The following is a 20,644-nucleotide window of genomic DNA, read 5'->3' on the forward strand; positions in this document are numbered from 1 at the left end:
CAGGAGGAACAACAATGAAAAGCCTCGTCGACCATCTCAGTCAATACGCCGCCTATCACCGTGACCCGCGCAATATTGCCAGCCACTTTATCGGTATTCCGCTGATCGTTGTCGCCGTTGCGGTGCTGCTTTCACGGCCCGAGTGGTCGCTGGCCGGGGTTTGGGTGTCACCGGTCGTGCTCTTGGCGCTGGCTTCGGCGTGGTTTTATCTGCGACTGGAGTTACGGCTGGGCGTGCTGATGACGGTGTTATTGGGGCTATGTGTTTGGCTGGGTCATGTGCTCGCGCAGCAGAGTACGCTGGTCTGGCTGGCGAGCGGCATCGGGATGTTTGTGGTGGGTTGGGCGATTCAGTTTGTCGGTCATCACTACGAAGGACGCAAACCGGCGTTTGTCGATGATGTGACGGGGTTGATTGTCGGGCCGTTGTTTGTGGTGGTTGAGTTGGCGTTTTTGCTGGGGTTGCGGCATGACCTGAAAGAGCAGATCGAGGCGCGGGTGGGAGTGGTGCGTCTTCGTCAGAATAACGCTGCGGCGTAGATCGCTTTCGCGAGCAAGCCCGCTCCCACATTTAATCGATGGTGTTCACAAATGGTGTGTTCACTGGAGATCTAATGTGGGAGCGGGCTTGCTCGCGAAGCTTTTGATCTTAAATGTTGGCGAGCTTCTGCCAGACCTTGGGTTTGAAGAACAAGGTTTCGCCCTTCGCCAACCCGATCAGGCTGTCGTGATCTTTCACCACTTCAGCTTCGATCAACTCGCTCTGGCCTTCGACCTTCAGCGTCACCCGTGTCGTCGCGCCCAGCGGACGAATATCCCGCACCTCGGCCGCGTGGTGATCCTCCAGCTCATGACGCGACAGCGACACTTCGTGCGGACGGAACAGCACATGGTTGTCTTCACCCAGATGCAGACGGTTCGAGTCACCCAGGAAGTGATAAACGAAATCGCTGGCCGGGTTTTCGTAAACGTCGCCCGGTGAGCCGATCTGCTCGATCACGCCCTTGTTCATCACCACGATGCGGTCGGCGACTTCCATCGCTTCTTCCTGGTCGTGAGTCACGAACACCGAGGTCAGGTTGATGTCTTCGTGCAGCCGCGCCAGCCAGCGACGCAGTTCTTTACGGACCTTGGCGTCGAGGGCGCCGAAGGGTTCGTCGAGCAGCAAGACTTTCGGTTCAACCGCCAGCGCGCGAGCCAAGGCAATACGTTGACGCTGACCGCCGGAGAGTTGTTCCGGGTAGCGATCCGACAGCCAATCCAGTTGCACCATGTTCAGCAACTCGTGGACTTTCACCGCGATCTGGCTTTCGCTCGGGCGCTGGTTTTTCGGCTTCATGCGCAGGCCGAACGCGACGTTGTCGAACACGGTCATGTGGCGGAACAACGCGTAGTGCTGGAACACGAAACCGACATTGCGATCACGCACGTCGTGGCCGGAGACGTCTTCACCGTGGAACACGATGTTGCCCTTATCCGGGGTTTCCAGACCGGCAATGATCCGCAACAGGGTGGTCTTGCCGCAGCCCGACGGGCCAAGCAGCGCCACGAGTTCGCCGCTTTGAATGTCCAGGCTGATGTTGTCCAGCGCCTTGAACGCGTGAAAATTCTTGCTGACGTTACGCACTTCGATCGACATGACTTATTCCTCCGCGGCGCTGGCGCGCAGGCGGTTAATACGGTTTTCGCTCCACTGCTTGAGCAGCAGGATGAAGAGCGCCAGGATCAGCAACAGGCTCGCCACAGCGAACGCGGCCACGTGGTTGTATTCGTTGTAGAGGATCTCGACGTGCAGCGGCAGGGTGTTGGTCACCCCGCGAATGTGCCCGGAAACCACCGACACCGCACCGAACTCACCCATGGCCCGCGCCGTACACAGCACCACGCCGTAGATCAGGCCCCATTTGATGTTGGGAACGGTGACGTGCCAGAACATCTGCCAGCCATTGGCCCCGAGCAGACGCGCGGCCTCTTCTTCCTGTGTGCCTTGTTCCTGCATCAACGGGATCAGTTCGCGCGCCACGAACGGTACGGTGACGAAAATCGTCGCCAGCACAATGCCCGGCAAGGCGAAGACGATCTGGATGTCATGGTCCTGCAACCACGGACCAAACAGGCCCTGAGCACCGAACATCAACACGTAGACCAGACCGGCAATTACCGGCGACACCGAAAACGGCAGGTCGATCAACGTGACCAACATACTCTTGCCGCGGAACGAGTATTTGCTCACGCACCACGCGGCGCTGACGCCGAACACCAGGTTCAGCGGCACCGAAATCAGCACAGCGATCACCGTGAGCTTCAGGGCCGACAGCGCGTCGGGTTCGAAGATCGCGGTGAAGAACGCACCGAGGCCATTTTTCAGTCCCTGGGACACCACGATGAACAGTGGCAGCAACAGAAACAGTGCAAAGACCAACCAGCCAAGACTGATCAGGATTCGCCGCGAAGTGGCACTGCCACGGCGGGCGGCGTTGGCCGAGGAAGCGGCGCTAATAGACGATTGGGACATTTTCGCGCCTCCTTATGGGGTTTCGATGCGCCGCTGCAGCAAGTTGATCAGCAGCAACAGGACGAAGGAAACCACCAGCATCAGTACACCAATGGACGTGGCGCCGGTGTAATCGTACTGGTCGAGTTTGACCATGATCAGCAGCGGCAAAATCTCGGTTTTCATCGGCATGTTGCCGGCGATGAAAATCACCGAACCGTACTCGCCGACCCCGCGGGCAAAGGCCAACGCGAAACCGGTCAGCCACGCTGGCAACAATGCGGGCACCAGAATGTGGCGGAAAACCTGTAACGGTTTTGCACCCAGGCACGCCGCCGCTTCTTCCACTTCACGCGGGATATCAGCCAATACTGGCTGTACGGTACGTACTACGAATGGAAGTGTCACAAAAGTGAGGGCAAGGGTGATGCCGAGGGGGGTATACGCGATCTTGAAACCCAGGTCCGCTGCAAACTGACCCACCAACCCTGTGGGGGTGTACAACGCAGTGAGCGCGATACCGGCCACGGCAGTGGGCAGCGCGAACGGCAGGTCGATCATCGCGTCGATGATCTTGCGACCGGGGAACGTGTAGCGCACCAGCACCCAGGCCAGCAGCGTGCCGATGATGCCGTTGATGATCGCGGCATAGAGCGCGGTGCCGAAGCTGAGCTTCAACGCCGCCAGCACCCGTGGCGCCGAGATAATCGCCCAGAACTGGTCCCAGGTAAGTTGAGCGGCATGCACGAACATCGCCGCCAGTGGAATGAGCACAATCAGGCTGAGGTACACCAAGGTGTAGCCCAGCGTCAGCCCGAAGCCGGGTATGACGGGGGAGATACGACGCGACATAAAAGTCCTTGGTTGAGAACGCGCAAAGCCTCGAATCGGAATTCGAGGCTCGTTTATGGCTTATTTCAGGTTATTGCGCCTGATAAATCTGGTCGAACACGCCACCGTCGTTGAAGAATTTCGGTTGAGCGGTTTTCCAGCCGCCGAAGTCCTTGTCGATGGTCACCAGGTCCAGTGTCGGGAACTGTTTGGCGTACTTGGCGGCAACATCCTTGTCACGTGGACGATAGAAGTTTTTTGCCGCAATTTCCTGGCCGGCCGGGCTGTACAGGTGCTTGAGGTACGCGTCGGCGATCTCGGTGTTGCCCTTTTTCTCGGCATTCTTGTCGACCACGGCTACCGGAGGTTCGGCGAGGATCGACAGCGAAGGCACGACGATGTCGAATTTGTCAGCGCCGCCGTCTTCTTTCAGGGCCAGGAAGGCTTCGTTTTCCCAGGCCAGCAACACGTCGCCCTGACCGTTGTTGACGAAGGTAATGGTCGAACCGCGAGCACCGGTGTCCAGCACAGGAACGTGCTTGAACAGGGTTTGCACGTATTCCTTGGCCTTGGCTTCGTTACCGCCGTTGGCTTTCAGGCCATAGGCCCACGCCGCGAGGAAGTTCCAGCGTGCACCGCCGGAAGTTTTCGGGTTCGGGGTGATGACTTCCACGCCATTTTTGGTCAGGTCGCCCCAGTCCTTGATGCCTTTAGGGTTGCCCTTGCGCACCAGAAACACGATGGTCGAGGTGTAAGGCGTGCTCGCTTCCGGCAGACGCTTCTGCCAATCCGCTGGCAGGGTCTTGCCGAGTTTGGCGATTTCGTCGATGTCACCGGCCAGGGCCAGGGTCACCACGTCGGCACGCAGACCGTCGATCACTGCCCGGCCCTGCTTGCCCGAACCACCGTGGGACTGCTGGATTTTCACGCTGTCGCCGGCGTGGTCTTTCTGCCAGAACTTGACGAATTCGGCGTTGTAGTCCTGATACAGCTCGCGAGTCGGGTCGTACGACACGTTGAGCAGTTCGTAATCCTTGGCAACCGCGGAACCAGCAAAAAGGGCACTGGCCAGGGCGGCCAAAGCGAAATGACGAATCGACGACATGGTGAAAGCTCCTGGAATTCTGTTTGTAATGGCTTTTTATGGTCTGGAATCGGGGTTGCCTGCCAAAGATCGCAGCCTTCGGCAGCTCCTACACAAAGCTCCCCGTAGGAGCTGCCGAAGGCTGTGATCTTTTGATCTTTGTTTCAGCTCGGTTTGTTGCTTGGGTTCTGCAACCGGAATTTCTCTTTGCGTTCGATCTGGACTACCTGGGCGTTGTGCACGGTGATTTCCACTGCGCCAAAACGCAGATCGCGCAAGGCGCTCTGGATCTCACGCAAAATGGTTGCTTCGTCCTGGCCGTCAACGCTACGTAGGGATGCGCTCATGGTGCTGCTCCTTCAACTAGAGGTTGCCTGGCAGTGGCGAGACTGCTTGCGGCGTGAGACCAATAGTAGATAAGCGCTGATATTCTTAAAAAGACTATTTAAGAATTTTAATATAACTAAAAGATATTATTTGATGGCACAAGGGATTGCGGAACGTTATTAGCCTGGAGATCAAAAGATCGCAGCCTTCGGCAGCTCATGCAGGGGTTCACCGATCCCTTGTAGGAGCTGCCGAAGGCTGCGATCTTTTTGCTTTTCAGGAAATCATTGGCGCCCGAGCCCAATCCAATGATGCCGCCGGCACCGGCCGTCCAAACCAATACCCCTGCCCCAGATCGCAGCCGTGTTCGAGCAAAAAGCCCGCCTGCTCAACCTGCTCGATCCCTTCGGCATGAACCTGCATCCCCATGCTCTGGGCCAGCGCAATGATCACCCGCACAATCGCCGCGTCATCCTCATCCCACGGCAACCCCGCAACGAAGCCCTGATCGATCTTGAGTTTCTGTACCGGCATCCGCTTGAGGCGCAGCAACGACGAATAGCCTGTACCGAAGTCATCGATGGCCAGCCGCACGCCCAATTCACGCAACCTGTGCATCTGCTCCAGCGCGACTTCCGGGTCATCCATCACAGCGCTCTCAGTGACCTCCAGCTCCAGACAGGCAGGATCCAGCCCGGTTTCGTGCAGCACCTTCGCCACCTGCCCAAACAACTCACGGCGGGCGAACAATCGAGAAGAAACATTCACCGCGACAAACGACAACACCACCCCGGCCTGCTGCCACTGGCACATCTGCTCACAGGCCTGGCGCATCACCCAGGCATCAATTTCGGCGATCAGACCGGTGCGCTCGGCAATGGGGATGAATTCTGCCGGCGACACCAACCCTCGCTGCGGATGCTCCCAGCGCACCAATGCCTCGACGCCGATCAGGCGGCTGGTCTTGAGGTCGTGAACCGGCTGGTAATAAACCCGCAACTCCTGCTGCTCCAGAGCACGGCGCAATTCGAATGCAGTCTCGACCCGTTGCTGGGCATGGGCGGTCAACTCTTCGGTATAGAGGGCGTAGCCGTTGCGACCGGCACTCTTGGCCTTGAACAGCGCCGAGTCGGAGTTGCGCAACAGCTGCTCGGCGCTCAAGGCGTCGCCGGGGAACAGGCTGATGCCGACGCTGATATTGACGAACAACTGATGCCCATCGATCTGGAACGGCTCTTTGAGGCCATCGATGAGCCGCTGAGCCAACGCCGCCGCGTGCACCATTTGCGGACAGCTTTCAGCCAGCACGGCGAACTCGTCACCGCCAAGGCGCGCCAGGGTGATTCCCGGACCGACCATCGCTTTCAAGCGCTCGGCAACGCCCTTGAGCAACTGGTCCCCAATGCTATGCCCGAGGCTGTCGTTGATCATCTTGAAGTGATCAAGATCGATCATCAGTAACGCGCAGCCGCGCTTGTGGATCTGCGCCGAAGCCAGGGCCTGCTCGGTGCGGTCGGTGAACAGCAAGCGGTTGGGCAGATCGGTCAGCGGATCGTAGTGAGCCAGGTGCGTCAGCTCATGTTCGGAGTTCTTGATTGCGCTAATGTCGGAAAACACTGCCACGTAATGGCTGCGCCGCCCCCTCTCGTCATCAATGATGCGGATGGTCTGCCATTGCGGGTAGATCTCGCCGCTTTTGCGACGGTTCCAGATTTCTCCGCTCCACTCGCCGGTGCTGTTGAGTGTCGCGAACATCGCCTGGTAGAAAGCCGGTGGGTGATGACCGGACTTGAACAAGTTGGGGCGCTGGCCGAGTACCTCCTCGCTCTGATAGCCGGTGATTGCCATGAAGGCCCGGTTTACATGGACGATCAAGCCTTCGCTATCAGTGACCAGCACGCCTTCGCGGGTGCAATCGAACACCGCGGCCGCCTGACGCAAACGCTCGCGCTCTTCAGTGCGCTCACGCAAATTTGCGCCGATCCCCAGGCAACGAAACAATCGCGCCCGGGCGAGAAAAATCAAACCGGCACTGAACACCACCCAGGCATAACCGTTGATCAGTTGCCATCGCATTAGCTCAGCAGAGCTATCGAAGAAACTGTTCAATAAATAACCGCTAAACAGCAGCCAACCTACAGAAACCAGAAGATAAAGCAGCGCTGCACGCAAAGCATCGCGATAGGTGGCAGACATTCGGCCGTCCATATCCCTTCAAAAAGGATGGAATTATAGTTTAAAGAAACATCCAGCCACTCTTATCTGAAAGGGCGACTGGTTTTATCTGTGAGCTTAGTGATAATGCAACGGCTGTTATTTTCTTTATCGAGGGCCAAATAGCCTATGTGGTACGAAGGTTTTCTCGGCTTGTCACCCTGGTCACTGGTGGCAGTCACCCTGCTGATGACCCACGTGACGATCATCGGCGTCACGGTCTATCTGCATCGTTATTCAGCCCATCGCTCGCTTGAGCTCAATGCCGGCCTGAAACATTTCTTCCGCTTCTGGCTGTGGCTGACCACGGCACAGAACACCCGTGAGTGGACCGCTATCCACCGCAAGCACCACGCCAAATGCGAAACCGTCGATGACCCGCACAGCCCGGTCATCAAGGGCCTGTCCACCGTTCTGCGCAAAGGCGCCGAGCTGTACCGCGCCGAGGCGGAAAACCCCGAGACTCTGCGCATCTACGGAAAGAACTGCCCCGAAGACTGGATCGAACGCAACCTGTACAGCCGTTTTCCGCTGCTGGGCGTGGCGATCATGGGCGTCATCGACCTGCTGCTGTTCGGCACCATCGGTATCACCATCTGGGCGATCCAGATGATGTGGATCCCGGTCTGGGCCGCCGGCGTGGTCAATGGCCTGGGCCATGCCATCGGCTACCGCAACTTCGAATGCCGCGATGCGGCAACCAATCTGGTGCCGTGGGGCATCCTGATCGGCGGCGAAGAACTGCATAACAACCATCACACCTACCCTAATTCGGCAAAACTGTCGGTGAAGAAGTGGGAATTCGATCTCGGCTGGGCCTGGATCCAGGTCTTCAGCTTCCTGCGTCTGGCCAAGGTTCAGCGGGTCGCGCCCATCGCCCATCGGGTCGAAGGCAAAGGCAACCTGGACATGGACACCGCCATGGCGATCCTCAACAATCGCTTCCAGATCATGGCCCAGTACCGCAAATTGGTGATCGCACCGCTGGTCAAACAAGAGCTGGAAAAGGTCGATCACTCGGTCCGTCACCAGTTCCACCGCGCCAAGCGTCTGCTCTCGCGGGAAACCAGCCTGCTGGATGACAAACACCACATTCGCATCCAGACCATGCTCGAACACAGTCAGGCGCTGAAGGTAATTTACGAGAAACGCCTGGCCTTGCAGCAGATCTGGGTCAAGACCAGCTCAAATGGTCACGACATGCTGGCCGCCATCAAGGATTGGGTACACGAAGCCGAGGCCAGCGGGATTCAATCCCTGCGCGACTTCGCCGATCAGTTGAAAACCTACTCCCTGCGCCCCGCCGCTGCAGTCTGACTGTGGCGAGGGAGCTTGCTCCCGCTCGGCTGCGCAGCAGTCGCAAAACCTGACGACGCGTTCTTTCATTGAAAAACACGTCGCCAGTACCGCCCGGCGGGAGCAAGCTCCCTCACCACAGAAGGCGGGAACTAAGCTCCAAATCCTATATCTCAAAGACACTTCGCCATCCAGGCGGGCTCTGGTATTGGCCGCTTTCGAACCTCGAGCGGCACACGCCCTTTGAGATTTTGTGTCGATGGTCAATAAAAACCTACAAGACTCATCCCTCCCGCAGTGGCCCGAGGCCTCGCAAACCCTGCTGGCGCTAATGCATGCACAAGGCGAAGTGGCGCGCCTGAGCGAACGCGAACAGCTGTTCAGCGCTCTGCTGGTGAGCGTCAACGCGGTGCTTTGGGCCTTCGACTGGGATTCCCGTCGGGTGCTGTATGTCAGCCCCGCGTATGAACGGATTTTCGGCCGCTCCGCAGGCTTGTTGCTGTCCGACTATAACCAATGGCGCGACAGCATTTACCCCGACGATCTGGACTATGCCGAACGCAGCCTGGCCGAAGTACTGGTCAAAGGCGCCGATGAAGACCGCGAATACCGAATCATTGCCGCCGACGGCCAGGTCCGCTGGATCAGTGACAAGTGCTTCATCAACCGTCAGGCCGAGCCGGGGCAACCGGTGATCATCGTCGGCATTGCCGAAGACATTACTGACAAGAAGCAGATGGAAACCGAGCTGCAACGCCTGGCCACCACCGACGTGCTGACCCAGAGCAGCAACCGCCGACACTTCTTCGACTGCGCCCACCGTGAATTCGAACAGGCACGGCACCAAGGCACGCCACTGGCCTTCCTGCTGCTGGACATCGATGACTTCAAAGTAATCAACGATACCTACGGCCACCAGGAAGGCGACAACGTGCTGCAACGAATCGCCGAGAGCGGTCGCGCAATGTTGCGTCGAGGTGATGTGTTCGGGCGAGTTGGCGGTGAGGAATTCGCAGCGGTGTTTCCCGGCTGTGCGCCAGACATGGCCATGCAAGTGGCCGAGCGCCTGCAACGGGAGATTCAGCGCTTAAGTTTCAGCCATGGCGACCAGACGTTCGGCATCACCGTCAGCCAGGGTCTGACCAGCCTCACCGCCGAGGACGAAAGCATCGATAGCCTGTTTGCCCGCGCGGATGCGGCGATGTACCAGGCCAAACATCAGGGCAAGAACCGGATTGTCGTGGGCTGATAGGTCAACACCCAATCCCCCTGTGGGAGCGAGCCTGCTCGCGATGAGGGACTGACATTCAGCATTGATATTGGCCGATAGACCGCTATCGCGAGCAGGCTCGCTCCCACAGGTTTTTGCGTGATGCCTATTTCTTGCGCAGGCGCATCATTTCCGGCAACCCGATCTTGAGCAACCGCGCCGTTCGGCTCTTCGCCAGGTCGTCAATGCCCTCATGTTCGGTCAGTCGCGCCAGTTGCGCAGCCATGTTCATCACCAGCGCTTCGCGGGAGTAAACCCCGCCACCGAACTGGTAGACCGCCGCAATCAGCTCTCGCAGCTCCAGCGGCAGGCGCCAGCGGGTGCGAAGCGCCGAACCATAAGCCGCGCCGAATTCGGCCAGCGCCTCGCCAACCGCCTCCCATTCATCTAGCTCACCACCGGCCTGCTTCCACTCCTGCAAACACCGCAACAGCGCAAGGTCGCCGAGGCGATGGAGCATGCCGGCGCAATAACAACGCTCCTGATCCAGATCCAGCAAGCGCGCCAGGGTCCGGCCATACTCGGCGGTGCGCAGCGACAACTCCCAATAGCGCTCGGCATAGTCGGCCAGAAACGGATCGCTGAGGCGGGCACTGCGCTTGAGGGCCAGCCCCAGAATCAGGTTCATGCTTTGCCCGGTGCCGAGGCGGTGCAGCGCCTGGGACAGGGTCTGTACGGCGGCGCCATGGTGCTGGGCCGCGCTGTTGGCAGCGGCGATCAGCACAGCGGTGATTTGCGGATCGGTGCGGATCTCGTCATGCAGCAGTGTCAGATCGAGGCCATTGGGATTGAGGCTGCGCTTGACCGCCAACTGTACGTCGGTCATCAGTGGTGCACCGTCGGCCAGCTCACGTCGACGCTCCAGATAAACCGCCAACGTCATGCCTGGCGACAGCGAAGGCGTTTCACAAGACAGCTCTTCACCGGCGTTCAGCAGCAAATCCTGCAGGCGGTCGGTCAGGCTTTCCATGTTCAGGGGTTTGGTAAGGTACGCCGCAGGCGCAAGGGGCAAGACTTCGCGCACACTGGCGCTGTCATTGCGGCTGCTCATCAGAATGAACGGCAGGGGTGGATTACGCTTGCGTTGGCGCACATTGCGCAAGACATTCAAACCATCGACGCCGGGCAGCTCCCAGTCGACGATCACCAGGTCATAAGGATTTTCCGCCAACAGGTGCAGCGCTTCCTGACCATCGGCACACAGGTCCAGCCGTGCGTCGCAGCGCACATTCAACACCACCTGCTTGAGCAGGTCGCGGGACCAGGGGTCCGCCTCGGCAATCAGCACACGCGGCGCAGCGGGTAACACCACAGCAGTCATTTACACACTCCAAAGTAGTGCTTGCACCTTAGTCAATGCTGGCCATTCGATACAGCGCATTTGCCATCGATGGGTTCCAGGGACACAAAAAAACCCGCCGAAGCGGGTTTTTTTGTCGATCAGTTCACAAATCGATCAGAGCTTGGAGATCACAGCTCGGAGAAGCACTCTTCGATGATCGCCAAACCTTTGTCCAGTTGCTCGTCCGGCGAAGTCAGCGGTACCAGGACGCGCAGAACGTTGCCGTAAGTGCCGCAGGACAGCAGGATCAGACCCTTGTCGCGAGCCTTGGCCACAACGGCGGCTACCGCTGGAGCGTTCGGCTTGTGGCTGTCGCCATCAACGAACAGCTCGACCGCGATCATCGCACCCAGGGCACGGACTTCGCCAATCACCGGGTACTTGGCCTGAATGACTTTCAAGCCAGTGACCAGACGCTCGCCGACAGCTTTGCAGCGGTCCAGCAGGTGTTCTTCTTCGAACACTTCCATCACGGCCAGGGCCGCGGCGCAAGCGATCGGGCTACCGGCGTAAGTGCCGCCCAGGCCGCCTGGAGCAATGGCGTCCATGTATTCGGCCTTGCCGCAAACACCGGCCAACGGGAAGCCGCCAGCGATGGATTTGGCGAAGGTGGTCAGGTCGGCAGCAACGCCCATCTGTTCCATGGCGAAGAAGGTGCCGGTACGACCAGCGCCAGTTTGTACTTCGTCAGCGATCAGCAGGATGCCGTGCTGGTCGCACAGCGCGCGCAGGCGCTTCATGAACTCTTTAGGCGCGACGTAGAAACCACCTTCGCCCTGAACCGGCTCGATGATGATCGCAGCGATGTCACGCGGCTCGGCGTCGTTCTTGAAGATGCGTTCGATGCTGGCGATCGAATCGTCGATGCTCACACCGTGCAGTTCGTTCGGGTACAGCGCGCGGAAGATGCCGCCTGGCATCAGGCCCATGCCGGCCGAGTAAGGCACGACTTTACCGGTCAGGCCCAGGGTCATCATGGTGCGACCGTGGTAAGCGCCGGTGAACGCGATCACGCCGGCGCGGCCCGTGGCGGCACGGGCGATCTTGATGGAGTTTTCCACGGCTTCGGAGCCGGTGGTCACCAGCAGGGTTTTCTTGGCGAAATCACCCGGCACCTTGGCGTTGATTTTTTCGCACACTTCTACGTACGGTTCGTAAGCCAGTACCTGGAAGCACGTGTGGGTCAGCTTGTTCAGCTGCTCGGTCACGGCGGCGATGATTTTCGGGTGCACGTGGCCGGTGTTCAGCACGGCGATACCGCCGGCGAAGTCGATGAACTCGCGACCTTCAACGTCGGTCACGGTGGCGTTCTTCGCGGACTCGGCGAAGATCGGGTGAATCTGGCCAACACCGCGTGGTACAGCGGCTTCGCGGCGTTTCATCAGGGATGCGTTAGTCTTGCTCATAAAGTCCTCATTCACCGCTCATCGGGCGGCGTGGTTCAAGGAAAATGCAGCGGGGAGGCAACTACGGCAGCATGCGATGATCGACTGCCACAGCTTTCCCGGCCACAGAGAAAATTCCGTTTGTTGCACGCAAAGGGACAGCGCTCTCGTGCCCTTTGCGTTTGAAGCAATGCTCAGCCGGACTTATCCCTTCGAGCTTAGATGCCCAGGCAGAGGTATTTGATTTCCAGGTAATCTTCGATGCCGTACTTGGAGCCTTCACGGCCCAGGCCCGACGCCTTGATGCCGCCGAACGGCGCGACTTCGTTGGAGATCAACCCGGTGTTGACGCCGACCATGCCGTATTCCAGGGCTTCAGCCACACGGAACACACGACCCAGGTCGCGAGCATAGAAGTACGAAGCCAGACCGAACTCGGTGTCGTTGGACATCGCGATCACTTCGGCTTCATCTTTGAAGCGGAACAGTGGAGCCAATGGACCGAAGGTTTCTTCCTTGGCCACGGCAGCGTTGTTCGGCACGTTGGTCAGGATGGTTGGCTCGAAGAAGTTACCTTCCATGACCTTGCCACCCGCCAGAACGGTTGCGCCTTTGCTGATCGCGTCAGCAATGTGCTCTTGAACCTTGGCCACAGCTTTTTCGTCGATCAGCGGGCCAGTGGTGGTGCCGTCTTCCAGACCGTTACCGATCTTGAGTTTGGCGACTGCCACTTTCAGCTTCTCGGCGAACGCGTCGTAGACCGAATCCTGAATGTACAGACGGTTGGCGCAGACGCAGGTCTGGCCGTTGTTGCGGTATTTGGAAATGATCGCGCCTTCGACGGCCTTATCCAGGTCCGCGTCGTCGAACACGATGAACGGCGCGTTGCCGCCCAGTTCCAGGGACACTTTCTTGATGTCCTTGGCGCATTCAGCCATCAGCTGACGACCGATTTCGGTCGAGCCAGTGAAGGACAGTTTGCGCACGATCGGGTTGCTGGTCAGCTCGCTGCCGATGTCGCCGGCACTGCCGGACACAACACTGAACACACCGGCTGGAATGCCGGCACGCTGGGCCAGTTCAGCCAGAGCGAATGCGGAAAACGGAGTTTGCGAAGCTGGCTTGAGCACCATGGTGCAACCGGCGGCCAGGGCCGGGCCGGCTTTACGGGTGATCATCGCGGCCGGGAAGTTCCACGGGGTGATTGCAGCGGTCACGCCGATTGGCTGCTTGATCACGATCAGACGCTTGTCTGGCTGGTGGCCCGGAATCACGTCACCATAGACGCGCTTGGCTTCTTCAGCGAACCACTCGATAAAGGAAGCGGCGTAAACGATTTCGCCCTTGGCTTCGGCCAATGGCTTGCCTTGTTCGAGGGTCATCAGGCGAGCCAGGTCGTCCTGGTTCTCGATGATCAGTTCGAACCAGCGACGCAGCTTGTTCGCACGGTCCTTGGCGGTCAGTGCACGCCAGGCCGGCAGCGCTTTGTCAGCGGCTTCGATTGCCCGGCGGGTTTCGGCAGCGCCCATTTTCGGCACGGTGCCCAGAATTTCGCCCGTTGCCGGGTTGTTGACCTTGATCGTCTGACCATTGTCCGCATCAACCCAAGCGCCATCGATAAAGGCTTGCTGGCGGAACAACTGGGTGTCTTTAAGCTGCATGTCGGCTTTCCTTAACAGCACCGCGGCAAGCGCGGAGCGAATTATGATTGTAGAAAGGCGCCTTATAGGCTGCCGTCAGGGAAATCATTCACCGGGCTGAAGCACATAAATAGCGCACTGATTGAAACTCGTGCGGTTCAGCACCCAGACAAGAGCGTTTGAAATCTCAAACGAATCCTAGGATCAAAGGGGGTAAAGGACAATAGCCTGTTCGAAAAAAAGAACGAAAACGCCGCATTTGCCTAATTTTTCTGATCAACGTAGCAATCGCAGGTTACGCTTTGGAAAAACGCAGGCGATTCAGCAGCATGGACGCCCGCAGTGCATATGAGTATCATGGCGCCCGCATTGCACCAGTAGCTCAGCTGGATAGAGTACTGCCCTCCGAAGGCAGTGGTCGTGGGTTCGAATCCCGCCTGGTGCACCATACGTAGAAACGAGAAAGCCTCAGATCTTAGGGTCTGGGGCTTTTTTGTGGGTGTTGTCGCGTCCTGAATAAGGTTTACACCTTCTGGCTTCTTTTCAGGAAGGTGCAATGGCAGTGGTCAGGCATGCACCTCACGATCAAGAACCTCAGCTACCCACTGATTGATACTCTTGTGGGCTAACTGCGCTTTTACGGCGACAGTTGCGTGGAGTGCCGGCGCTAAGCGCAGACTGAGGTGGCCAGAATAGGGCTTCTGCGGTGTGCGCCCGAGCTTGGCGCAAGCCTCCAGATAATCAGTGACGGCCTCTTCAAATGCATCTCGAAGCTCCTGTACTGACTCGCCATGAAACCCAACAATATCTCTGATACCAGCAATATGGCCGACAAACAGGCCATCTTCCTCGCTGTATTCAATTCGGGCGGCATAGCCTTTGTAATTCATTACGCTCATGGGGTGACTCCTGCTTGTTCAAGGAAAGCCCGAGCATCACGAACCTGGCTTCCCGAATCTGATTCTTCTGGGCCTGAACGGATGGAAGTGATCAAGACTGACAGAAACGCGACCGGTAAGACGGAAAAATCCTAGGCAATAAAAAACCCCTAAGCAGTCTCAGCACCGAAGCACTTCAACCGATAGAGGCCGTGTTGTGGACGATTTGTAAGGAACCGATCAAGCTGTGAGCCCGTGTCATGGTCGGAATCGGGCTTAATGCGGTGTTTCATTCAGTCGTCCAATCAAACTCGTCGTATTCATCATCCTCTTCGTCCTCGACCACTTCATCATCAAGAACGTCTTCCTCAAGCACTTCTTCTGCCTGCTTCGCCAGCAGAAACTCCTTACGACTCTCAGTAACTGCTCGCCGTAATTCCTGACCCTTCACCGGGCAGTTGAGCATTTGGGCGATGCGGTCGATTTTTTTCGCCATGACTTCCTCCAACGCATCGGCTATGGGCTGATAGTGCGCGCTTTCGGGTGTCGATGCCAAATGACTGACCGCTCTACCACTCAGTTTTTCTGCAAATCCTTGAGTCTGGCCGTGAGATTTTCCTTGGGAAAGCGTTTGTGCAATGTCGCCATCAGGTCAGCGGCCGCTTGATCCTGACCAACCTTTTGCAGGCGGATCACTTCCCTTAATTGATCGTCGATAAACTTTGCTGGAGCTATCGCCGAGCGTTTGCTGACCTTCGCTTCATCAGCCATTTCAGCGCTGATCGATTCGTTCTGCGCGGGGGCGGCAAAATCGGCCATTGGCGCCGCAGGCGCGGGGGCGGACATCGCGCCGGCCGGGGCAGCCAGCGAGCGAGCAACCGAAGGTGATACCTCTGCGGCTTCTTTTTTGGCGATCGGCACAGAAGCTTTGGGTGCAGGGGCGAAGTCGTAACTCGGCAGCTGCTCCTCCGTGCGTTGCACCAATGCAAGCATCAGGGCCACACCGACGAGGCTGGCAAATGCGACTTGCCAACGGGGTTTCTGGCAGGCCTGAACCCAGCGTTTCCACAGACCTGGCTTCTGCACAGGGACTTCACGGTGTGCGGCAGCCAGGAGGAACGCGTCGAGATGGGGCGGTGGTTCGCCGGTCGCGTGTTCACGATAGTGCTTCAACACTTCGTCTTCTGGCGTAGGACGGGCGTCAGTCATGTCAGTACCTCCTCGGCCAGCAGCCGACGCAGTTTTTGCTGGGCGTAGCGCAAGCGGCTTTTGACGGTTTCCAGCGGTGTTTCGGTGAGGGTGGCGATCTGCGGCAGGTCGAGATCGCCATGGGCGCGCAGCAGGAACACTTCGCGCTGGTCAGCGGGCAGGTTTTGCAGGGCCGCTTCGAGGCGCTGGTTGTCACGGCTCAGGCTCAGCAGTTGTTCGGGATCAGCAGCGTCATCGCTCAGCGCGTGGAGCTGTTCGTCATAGCTGTCGTGCAAGGGGTTGTGGATTCCGTGTTTGCGCCAGTGATCGATCAGGCGATTGCGGGCAATCTGGTAGAGCCAGGTACGAAAGTTCGCCCGGCCTTGTGGCTGACTGGTGCTGCGGATCAGGCTCAGCCAGGTGTCCTGGTAAACCTCTTCGACCAGCTCGGACTTGCCGCTCAGGCCGAGCAGGAATCGGTAGAGCCCTTGGCGGTGACGGGCGTACAGAATCTCGAACGCCGGCCCGTCGCCTGCGCGATAACGGGCCAGCAGCGATTCGTCGCTCGATTCAGGCGCTGACATTTCAGTTGTAGCCTCCTTTTAGCGGCTCACTATTCGATGCGGTCGTGGTTCGCAGACTTTGCGCCAACTCCACCAATTGCACGAACTCTGCCCGCAGACCAAATCGATCCTCGCCCCGCGCACCGCGAGCCAAAACCTCGGTGTCCTTCAGGCTGAAATCACCGGTATAACGCCCGTCCTTGAGCTGCTGGGAAAACGCTGCCACGGCCGCCGCAAATCGCAGGTCATCACTGGCTTTGCCGACCTGACCGTTGGCGATCGGCCGCTCGATCAAGCGACTGTTCCCACCCTCAGGCGACTGATAGCGCACGCGCAACATCGCCAATTCCCCAGTCTTTTCGGAAACAGCGGCCCCTGGATTGCCATACCGCAACGGCTCCAGCCAGCCCTTCTCACCCTTCGGCACGATTTCATACAACGCCGTCACCGTATGTCCTGCGCCGATTTCACCGGCATCGACCTTGTCGTTACTGAAATCCTCACGCTTCAACGCACGATTCTCATACCCCAACAGCCGATATTCGCTGACCTGTGCCGGGTTGAACTCCACTTGCAGCTTCACGTTTTTCGCCACGACCGCGAGGGTCGAACCGAGCTGATCGACCAGCACCTTGCGCGCCTCGCGCAGGTTGTCGATGTAGGCATAGTTGCCGTCGCCGGCATCGGCCAACTGTTCCATCAGGTGTTCATTGTAGTTATCCACACCAAAACCCAATGTGGTCAGGGAAACACCGGTCTTGCGCTTATCCACAGCCATTTGCTTGAGGCTGTCGAAGTCGCTGATGCCGACGTTGAAGTCACCGTCGGTGGCCAGCAGGATGCGGTTGATGCCCTTGGGAATAAACGCCTGCTGCGCCATTTGATAAGCCAGTTCGATGCCTGACGCCCCGGCGGTGGAGCCGCCAGCGGTCAATTGATCGATGGCTGTACGAATCTTCGCTTTGTCGCGTCCGGAAGTCGGCTCCAGCACCACACGCGAATCGCCGGCATAGACGACCAATGAAACCCGGTCCTGCTCGCGCAATTGATCGACCAGCAATTTCAGGGTGCTTTTGACCAGCGGCAAACCCTCGCGTCGGTCCATCGAGCCGGACACGTCCACCAGAAACACCAGGTTCGCCGGGGCCAGTTCCGCAACCGCGCGGTCCGAGGCCTTGATGCCGATGCGCAGCAATCGGGTATGCGGGTTCCACGGCGACGGCGCCAGCTCTGTGGTCACGCCGAAGGGTGAGCCATCGGTGGGCAATGCGTAATCGTAGGGGAAGTAATTGACCATTTCCTCCAGTCGCACCGCACCTTCCGGTGGCAGGCGCCCTTGATTGAGCAAGCGGCGGACGTTGGCGTAAGCACCGGTGTCGACGTCGGCGCTGAAGGTCGAGACGGGCGCTTCGGCCACGCTGTGAATCGGGTTATCCGCCAGCGCTTGATACTGCTCCCGTTGCTCATCCCGATATCCCTGCGGAGATGCTTCGCCCGCTGGCAGCGGCGCATAGCTTGCCGTCGGTGCCGGGTGAACACTGCGCTTGGCCATCGAGGTGTCCGCCATGACAGCCTCGCTGCGCACCAGTACTTCAACTGGCAGCGCACCTTGAGCCGGTGGAGGAGCCGAGGCGGAATCAGGTTTGGATGAAACGCCGCAACCGGCAATGGCCAGCAGCAACCCGGCGGCGAAACCCTGGGCGGCCGGGCGGAGGAAATGCAGAGGGAGGGACATGGGGGCTGACCTCAGGAGGAAATTGATCCATTCATCCTCTGAGACGGACAGCCCGACAGGTTCGGGTTAAACCGCAGTGAAAAGAATCTTCAGCGGTGATAACGCCGCACTACGCTGCTGTTTCTCAGCACATGGTCTTTGATCTTTTCCAATAGCTGTGCGCGGGTAAGGCCAGCGGGCAAGGCGTCCGGTGCCAGGTCCAGGGCATAAATCTGGATGATGTAGTGGTGCGCGCTATCGCCGACCGGAGGGCAAGGGCCGACATAGGTCGTGGTGCCTTTGACGTTCGTGCCACCGACGCCTTCGAGGCCGGATTTGGCGCCGACACCGGCCGGAATCTGGTGAGTGGTTGGTTTGATGCCGTAATGCACCCAATGATCGACACCCTGGCCTTTCGCGCCATCGGGGTCATGCATGACGATGGCGTAACTGAGGGTACCCGTCGGGCCGGCGTTCCAGTTCAAGGCCGGTGACTGGTTGTGCCCACCACAATTGGGCGCATCGCTGGCGGCAGCCGAGGTGAACAGTCGATCGTCGGTTACGCCAGGGATGTTCAGGGTAAAACGCTCCTGGGCCTGCGCCGGAAATTGCACGCAAAGGGCGACTGCAACGGCCGCCAGCCAAGGGTTCAGAGAGGTCAATCGGGTCATACCGGAGCACCTTGTGCGGGTGGGGCCGTCGTCGGCGTGCAAACTATAGCCGGACCGCTCATTCGGTGGCAGCGGGAATTGGCTGAACCTCCAGATAAGCGCCAAACTCTTAAGTGAAACGCTTGCCTGGAGAGTGATCATGGCACTGCACTGCGTCGCCCGTTTCGCCGATGTGTCCGAAAACCGGGGCCTTGAGGTCCAGATCGCAGACACGAAAATTGTCCTGCTGCGGGTGGGCGATCAGTTACGCGCCTTTCAGGGCGAATGCCCCCATGCCGGGGCGCCGCTGGCCGACGGCGCTCTGTGCCACGGACGTTTGATCTGCCCGTGGCACAAGGCTGCGTACCGGATCGAGGACGGTGCGCTGTGCGAACCGCCGGCCCTGGACAGCCTCAAGCGCTATCCGCTGGAAGTGCGCGATGACGAGGTCTGGGTCGACGATCAACCGATGTCCGACGCACACACCCCTCCGGCGGATGACGAGCGATCCTTTGTGATCATCGGCGCCGGTGCGGCAGGCACGGCGTGCGCGGCAGCGTTGCGCGAAAAGGGCTTCGGTGGCCGGGTGCTGTTGATCGACCGTGAAACCGAGGCCGGTTACGACCGCACGGTCTTGAGCAAATTCGTGATTGCCGGGGAAATGCCGCCGGAAGAAGTCCCGCCGCTGCGTGATGAACACTTTTACCAAGAGCAGCGCATTGAGCGAATAAACGCTGAAGTGACGAGCCTGGACGCCGCGAACAAGACGTTGCGCCTGGCTGATGGTCAATCGCTGAGTTACGACGCGGCCCTGCTCGCCACCGGCGGCACACCTAATCCACTGACGCTGCCTGGCGCCGATCTGCCGCAGGTGTTCGTGCTGCGTTCGAAGGATCAGGCGCAACGGATTCTGGGCTCGGCAAAACCAGGCCAACGAGCAGTGATCATTGGCGACAGTTTTATAGCCATGGAATCCGCGTCCTCCCTGCGTCAATACGGCCTGGACGTCACCGTTCTAGCCCGCCACACCGTGCCTTTTGCCAAACAGTTTGGCGAGGCCGTCGGCAAATCGATTCGTGCCCTGCACGAGGCCAACGGCGTGGTGTTTCATACGGATGGCAACGCAACGCACATCGAAGGAACCGCCAAGGTCGAAGCGGTGCGCCTGGATAACGGTCAACGTTTACCGGCGGATTTGGTACTGGTCGGCATTGGCGTCAGCCCGGCAACCGGCGCATTTACCGGCCTTCCCCTGGAAAAAGACCAGTCGCTGAAGGTCGACGGCGGGATGCGCGTGACCGATGGGCTTTGGGCCGCCGGCGATATCGCGACCTTCCCGCTCAACGGCCAGCCCCAACGGATCGAACATTGGCGTCTGGCACAGCAACAGGCGCGGATCGCGGCGATGAACATGCTCGGCGGCGACGAGCATTACCTCGACGTGCCTTATTTCTGGACCTGGCACTTCGGTAAAAACTACGACTACCTCGGCCACGCCGCGACCTGGGATGAGGTCGAGTTCAAAGGCGACCCTGACCATCCACCCTTTATCGGCCTGTTCGGCAAGGAGGGATTGGTGGTCGCCGCGGTGGCTTGCGATGAAGAACGTGCGATAGCGCTGCTCGCCGAACGGATGAAGCAGCCATTGCCGGTGGATGAGGCGTGGCGGCTGATTCGGGATCTGAATTAACGGGCTGTGGGAGTCCTTCGGCCTCCAGCGGGAGCAAGCTCCCTCGCCACAAGCCAGACAGCAAAACGCCCGGCGTCTG

General features: G+C 59.0%; 19 protein-coding genes and 1 tRNA gene. 5 read left to right on the forward strand and 15 right to left on the reverse strand.

Annotated elements, in window-relative coordinates:
* Window positions 1–14: 14 nt before the first annotated feature.
* Complete coding sequence (locus ACSQ87_RS30580) at window positions 15–539, forward strand: DUF962 domain-containing protein (RefSeq protein ID WP_436275030.1); 525 nt, start codon at window positions 15–17, stop codon at window positions 537–539.
* A 109-nt stretch (window positions 540–648) separates the two neighbouring features.
* Here the strand turns inward: ACSQ87_RS30580 and ACSQ87_RS30585 are convergent, their stop codons facing one another.
* The 6 genes from ACSQ87_RS30585 to dibA all read right to left on the reverse strand — a co-directional run bounded on the left by ACSQ87_RS30585 (window position 649) and on the right by dibA (window position 6,931).
* Window positions 649–1,638 (reverse strand): sulfate/molybdate ABC transporter ATP-binding protein, encoded by a 990-nt coding sequence (locus tag ACSQ87_RS30585; RefSeq protein ID WP_046047288.1) that lies wholly within the window; start codon window positions 1,636–1,638, stop codon window positions 649–651.
* Window positions 1,639–1,641: 3 nt separating this feature from the next.
* Window positions 1,642–2,514, reverse strand: a complete 873-nt coding sequence (gene cysW, locus ACSQ87_RS30590; RefSeq protein ID WP_046047287.1) for a sulfate ABC transporter permease subunit CysW — start codon at window positions 2,512–2,514, stop codon at window positions 1,642–1,644.
* Between the two features lie 12 nt (window positions 2,515–2,526).
* Window positions 2,527–3,345 (reverse strand): sulfate ABC transporter permease subunit CysT, encoded by an 819-nt coding sequence (cysT, locus tag ACSQ87_RS30595; RefSeq protein ID WP_030131597.1) that lies wholly within the window; start codon window positions 3,343–3,345, stop codon window positions 2,527–2,529.
* Window positions 3,346–3,415: 70 nt separating this feature from the next.
* Window positions 3,416–4,429, reverse strand: a complete 1,014-nt coding sequence (locus ACSQ87_RS30600) for a sulfate ABC transporter substrate-binding protein (RefSeq protein WP_046047285.1) — start codon at window positions 4,427–4,429, stop codon at window positions 3,416–3,418.
* Window positions 4,430–4,572: 143 nt separating this feature from the next.
* Window positions 4,573–4,755, reverse strand: coding sequence for a sulfur starvation response protein OscA (oscA, locus tag ACSQ87_RS30605; RefSeq protein ID WP_007945260.1), 183 nt, complete (start codon window positions 4,753–4,755; stop codon window positions 4,573–4,575).
* 256 nt (window positions 4,756–5,011) lie between these two features.
* Window positions 5,012–6,931 (reverse strand): phosphodiesterase DibA, encoded by a 1,920-nt coding sequence (gene dibA / locus ACSQ87_RS30610; protein WP_436275031.1) that lies wholly within the window; start codon window positions 6,929–6,931, stop codon window positions 5,012–5,014.
* A gap of 147 nt (window positions 6,932–7,078) precedes the next feature.
* On the opposite strand from dibA, the gene desA reads away from it, so the two are divergent.
* Both desA and ACSQ87_RS30620 read left to right on the forward strand, forming a co-directional pair.
* Window positions 7,079–8,266 (forward strand): delta-9 fatty acid desaturase DesA, encoded by a 1,188-nt coding sequence (desA, locus tag ACSQ87_RS30615; RefSeq protein ID WP_008148210.1) that lies wholly within the window; start codon window positions 7,079–7,081, stop codon window positions 8,264–8,266.
* Window positions 8,267–8,504: 238 nt separating this feature from the next.
* The gene (locus ACSQ87_RS30620; RefSeq protein ID WP_436275032.1) at window positions 8,505–9,494 is read left to right on the forward strand and encodes a GGDEF domain-containing protein; all 990 of its coding nucleotides are present in this window, start codon (window positions 8,505–8,507) and stop codon (window positions 9,492–9,494) included.
* A 127-nt stretch (window positions 9,495–9,621) separates the two neighbouring features.
* On the opposite strand, the gene ACSQ87_RS30625 is transcribed toward ACSQ87_RS30620, so the two are convergent.
* The 3 genes from ACSQ87_RS30625 to gabD form a co-directional block, all read right to left on the reverse strand.
* A complete protein-coding gene (locus ACSQ87_RS30625; protein ID WP_436275033.1) occupies window positions 9,622–10,836 on the reverse strand; it encodes an HDOD domain-containing protein in 1,215 nt (404 codons plus the stop codon).
* A gap of 149 nt (window positions 10,837–10,985) precedes the next feature.
* Window positions 10,986–12,263 (reverse strand): 4-aminobutyrate--2-oxoglutarate transaminase, encoded by a 1,278-nt coding sequence (gabT, locus tag ACSQ87_RS30630; RefSeq protein ID WP_436275034.1) that lies wholly within the window; start codon window positions 12,261–12,263, stop codon window positions 10,986–10,988.
* Between the two features lie 197 nt (window positions 12,264–12,460).
* A complete protein-coding gene (gene gabD, locus ACSQ87_RS30635) occupies window positions 12,461–13,903 on the reverse strand; it encodes an NADP-dependent succinate-semialdehyde dehydrogenase (protein WP_436275035.1) in 1,443 nt (480 codons plus the stop codon).
* Window positions 13,904–14,253: 350 nt separating this feature from the next.
* Between gabD and ACSQ87_RS30640 the strand changes: the two genes are divergently transcribed.
* Window positions 14,254–14,330: transfer RNA gene (locus tag ACSQ87_RS30640), tRNA-Arg, on the forward strand.
* Window positions 14,331–14,448: 118 nt separating this feature from the next.
* Here the strand turns inward: ACSQ87_RS30640 and ACSQ87_RS30645 are convergent.
* The 6 genes from ACSQ87_RS30645 to ACSQ87_RS30670 all read right to left on the reverse strand — a co-directional run bounded on the left by ACSQ87_RS30645 (window position 14,449) and on the right by ACSQ87_RS30670 (window position 18,896).
* Window positions 14,449–14,781 carry a type II toxin-antitoxin system HicB family antitoxin gene (locus tag ACSQ87_RS30645; protein ID WP_436275036.1) on the reverse strand — a complete coding sequence of 111 codons (333 nt, stop codon included), beginning with the start codon at window positions 14,779–14,781 and terminating at the stop codon, window positions 14,449–14,451.
* A gap of 268 nt (window positions 14,782–15,049) precedes the next feature.
* Window positions 15,050–15,316 (reverse strand): hypothetical protein, encoded by a 267-nt coding sequence (locus ACSQ87_RS30650; RefSeq protein ID WP_436275037.1) that lies wholly within the window; start codon window positions 15,314–15,316, stop codon window positions 15,050–15,052.
* A gap of 20 nt (window positions 15,317–15,336) precedes the next feature.
* The gene (locus ACSQ87_RS30655) at window positions 15,337–15,969 is read right to left on the reverse strand and encodes a hypothetical protein (RefSeq protein WP_436275038.1); all 633 of its coding nucleotides are present in this window, start codon (window positions 15,967–15,969) and stop codon (window positions 15,337–15,339) included.
* Complete coding sequence (locus tag ACSQ87_RS30660; protein WP_436275039.1) at window positions 15,966–16,532, reverse strand: RNA polymerase sigma factor; 567 nt, start codon at window positions 16,530–16,532, stop codon at window positions 15,966–15,968. Before ACSQ87_RS30660 ends, ACSQ87_RS30655 begins: the two co-directional genes overlap by 4 nt.
* Window position 16,533: 1 nt before the next feature.
* Window positions 16,534–18,246: a vWA domain-containing protein gene (locus tag ACSQ87_RS30665; protein WP_436275040.1), complete on the reverse strand. Its 1,713-nt coding sequence runs from the start codon at window positions 18,244–18,246 to the stop codon at window positions 16,534–16,536.
* Window positions 18,247–18,335: 89 nt separating this feature from the next.
* Window positions 18,336–18,896, reverse strand: a complete 561-nt coding sequence (locus ACSQ87_RS30670; RefSeq protein ID WP_223432425.1) for a YbhB/YbcL family Raf kinase inhibitor-like protein — start codon at window positions 18,894–18,896, stop codon at window positions 18,336–18,338.
* Between the two features lie 139 nt (window positions 18,897–19,035).
* On the opposite strand from ACSQ87_RS30670, the gene ACSQ87_RS30675 reads away from it, so the two are divergent.
* Window positions 19,036–20,565, forward strand: coding sequence for an FAD-dependent oxidoreductase (locus ACSQ87_RS30675; protein ID WP_436275041.1), 1,530 nt, complete (start codon window positions 19,036–19,038; stop codon window positions 20,563–20,565).
* The last annotated feature ends 79 nt before the right edge of the window (window positions 20,566–20,644 follow it).

The organism is Pseudomonas sp. LjRoot277, assembly GCF_964253845.1.
Taxonomy (GTDB): Bacteria; Pseudomonadota; Gammaproteobacteria; order Pseudomonadales; family Pseudomonadaceae; genus Aquipseudomonas.

Excerpts from the sequence above, each read along its gene's own strand:
- desA (WP_008148210.1), top strand. The coding sequence starts at position 7,079 with ATGTGGTACGAAGGTTTTCTCGGCTTGTCACCCTGGTCACTGGTGGCA.
- ACSQ87_RS30625 (WP_436275033.1), bottom strand. The coding sequence starts at position 10,836 with ATGACTGCTGTGGTGTTACCCGCTGCGCCGCGTGTGCTGATTGCCGAG.
- ACSQ87_RS30645 (WP_436275036.1), bottom strand. The coding sequence starts at position 14,781 with ATGAGCGTAATGAATTACAAAGGCTATGCCGCCCGAATTGAATACAGC.
- ACSQ87_RS30585 (WP_046047288.1), bottom strand. The coding sequence starts at position 1,638 with ATGTCGATCGAAGTGCGTAACGTCAGCAAGAATTTTCACGCGTTCAAG.
- cysW (WP_046047287.1), bottom strand. The coding sequence starts at position 2,514 with ATGTCCCAATCGTCTATTAGCGCCGCTTCCTCGGCCAACGCCGCCCGC.
- ACSQ87_RS30675 (WP_436275041.1), top strand. The coding sequence starts at position 19,036 with ATGGCACTGCACTGCGTCGCCCGTTTCGCCGATGTGTCCGAAAACCGG.
- ACSQ87_RS30670 (WP_223432425.1), bottom strand. The coding sequence starts at position 18,896 with ATGACCCGATTGACCTCTCTGAACCCTTGGCTGGCGGCCGTTGCAGTC.
- gabT (WP_436275034.1), bottom strand. The coding sequence starts at position 12,263 with ATGAGCAAGACTAACGCATCCCTGATGAAACGCCGCGAAGCCGCTGTA.
- ACSQ87_RS30665 (WP_436275040.1), bottom strand. The coding sequence starts at position 18,246 with ATGTCCCTCCCTCTGCATTTCCTCCGCCCGGCCGCCCAGGGTTTCGCC.
- oscA (WP_007945260.1), bottom strand. The coding sequence starts at position 4,755 with ATGAGCGCATCCCTACGTAGCGTTGACGGCCAGGACGAAGCAACCATT.
- ACSQ87_RS30580 (WP_436275030.1), top strand. The coding sequence starts at position 15 with ATGAAAAGCCTCGTCGACCATCTCAGTCAATACGCCGCCTATCACCGT.
- ACSQ87_RS30660 (WP_436275039.1), bottom strand. The coding sequence starts at position 16,532 with ATGTCAGCGCCTGAATCGAGCGACGAATCGCTGCTGGCCCGTTATCGC.
- dibA (WP_436275031.1), bottom strand. The coding sequence starts at position 6,931 with ATGTCTGCCACCTATCGCGATGCTTTGCGTGCAGCGCTGCTTTATCTT.
- ACSQ87_RS30600 (WP_046047285.1), bottom strand. The coding sequence starts at position 4,429 with ATGTCGTCGATTCGTCATTTCGCTTTGGCCGCCCTGGCCAGTGCCCTT.
- gabD (WP_436275035.1), bottom strand. The coding sequence starts at position 13,903 with ATGCAGCTTAAAGACACCCAGTTGTTCCGCCAGCAAGCCTTTATCGAT.
- cysT (WP_030131597.1), bottom strand. The coding sequence starts at position 3,345 with ATGTCGCGTCGTATCTCCCCCGTCATACCCGGCTTCGGGCTGACGCTG.
- ACSQ87_RS30655 (WP_436275038.1), bottom strand. The coding sequence starts at position 15,969 with ATGACTGACGCCCGTCCTACGCCAGAAGACGAAGTGTTGAAGCACTAT.
- ACSQ87_RS30620 (WP_436275032.1), top strand. The coding sequence starts at position 8,505 with ATGGTCAATAAAAACCTACAAGACTCATCCCTCCCGCAGTGGCCCGAG.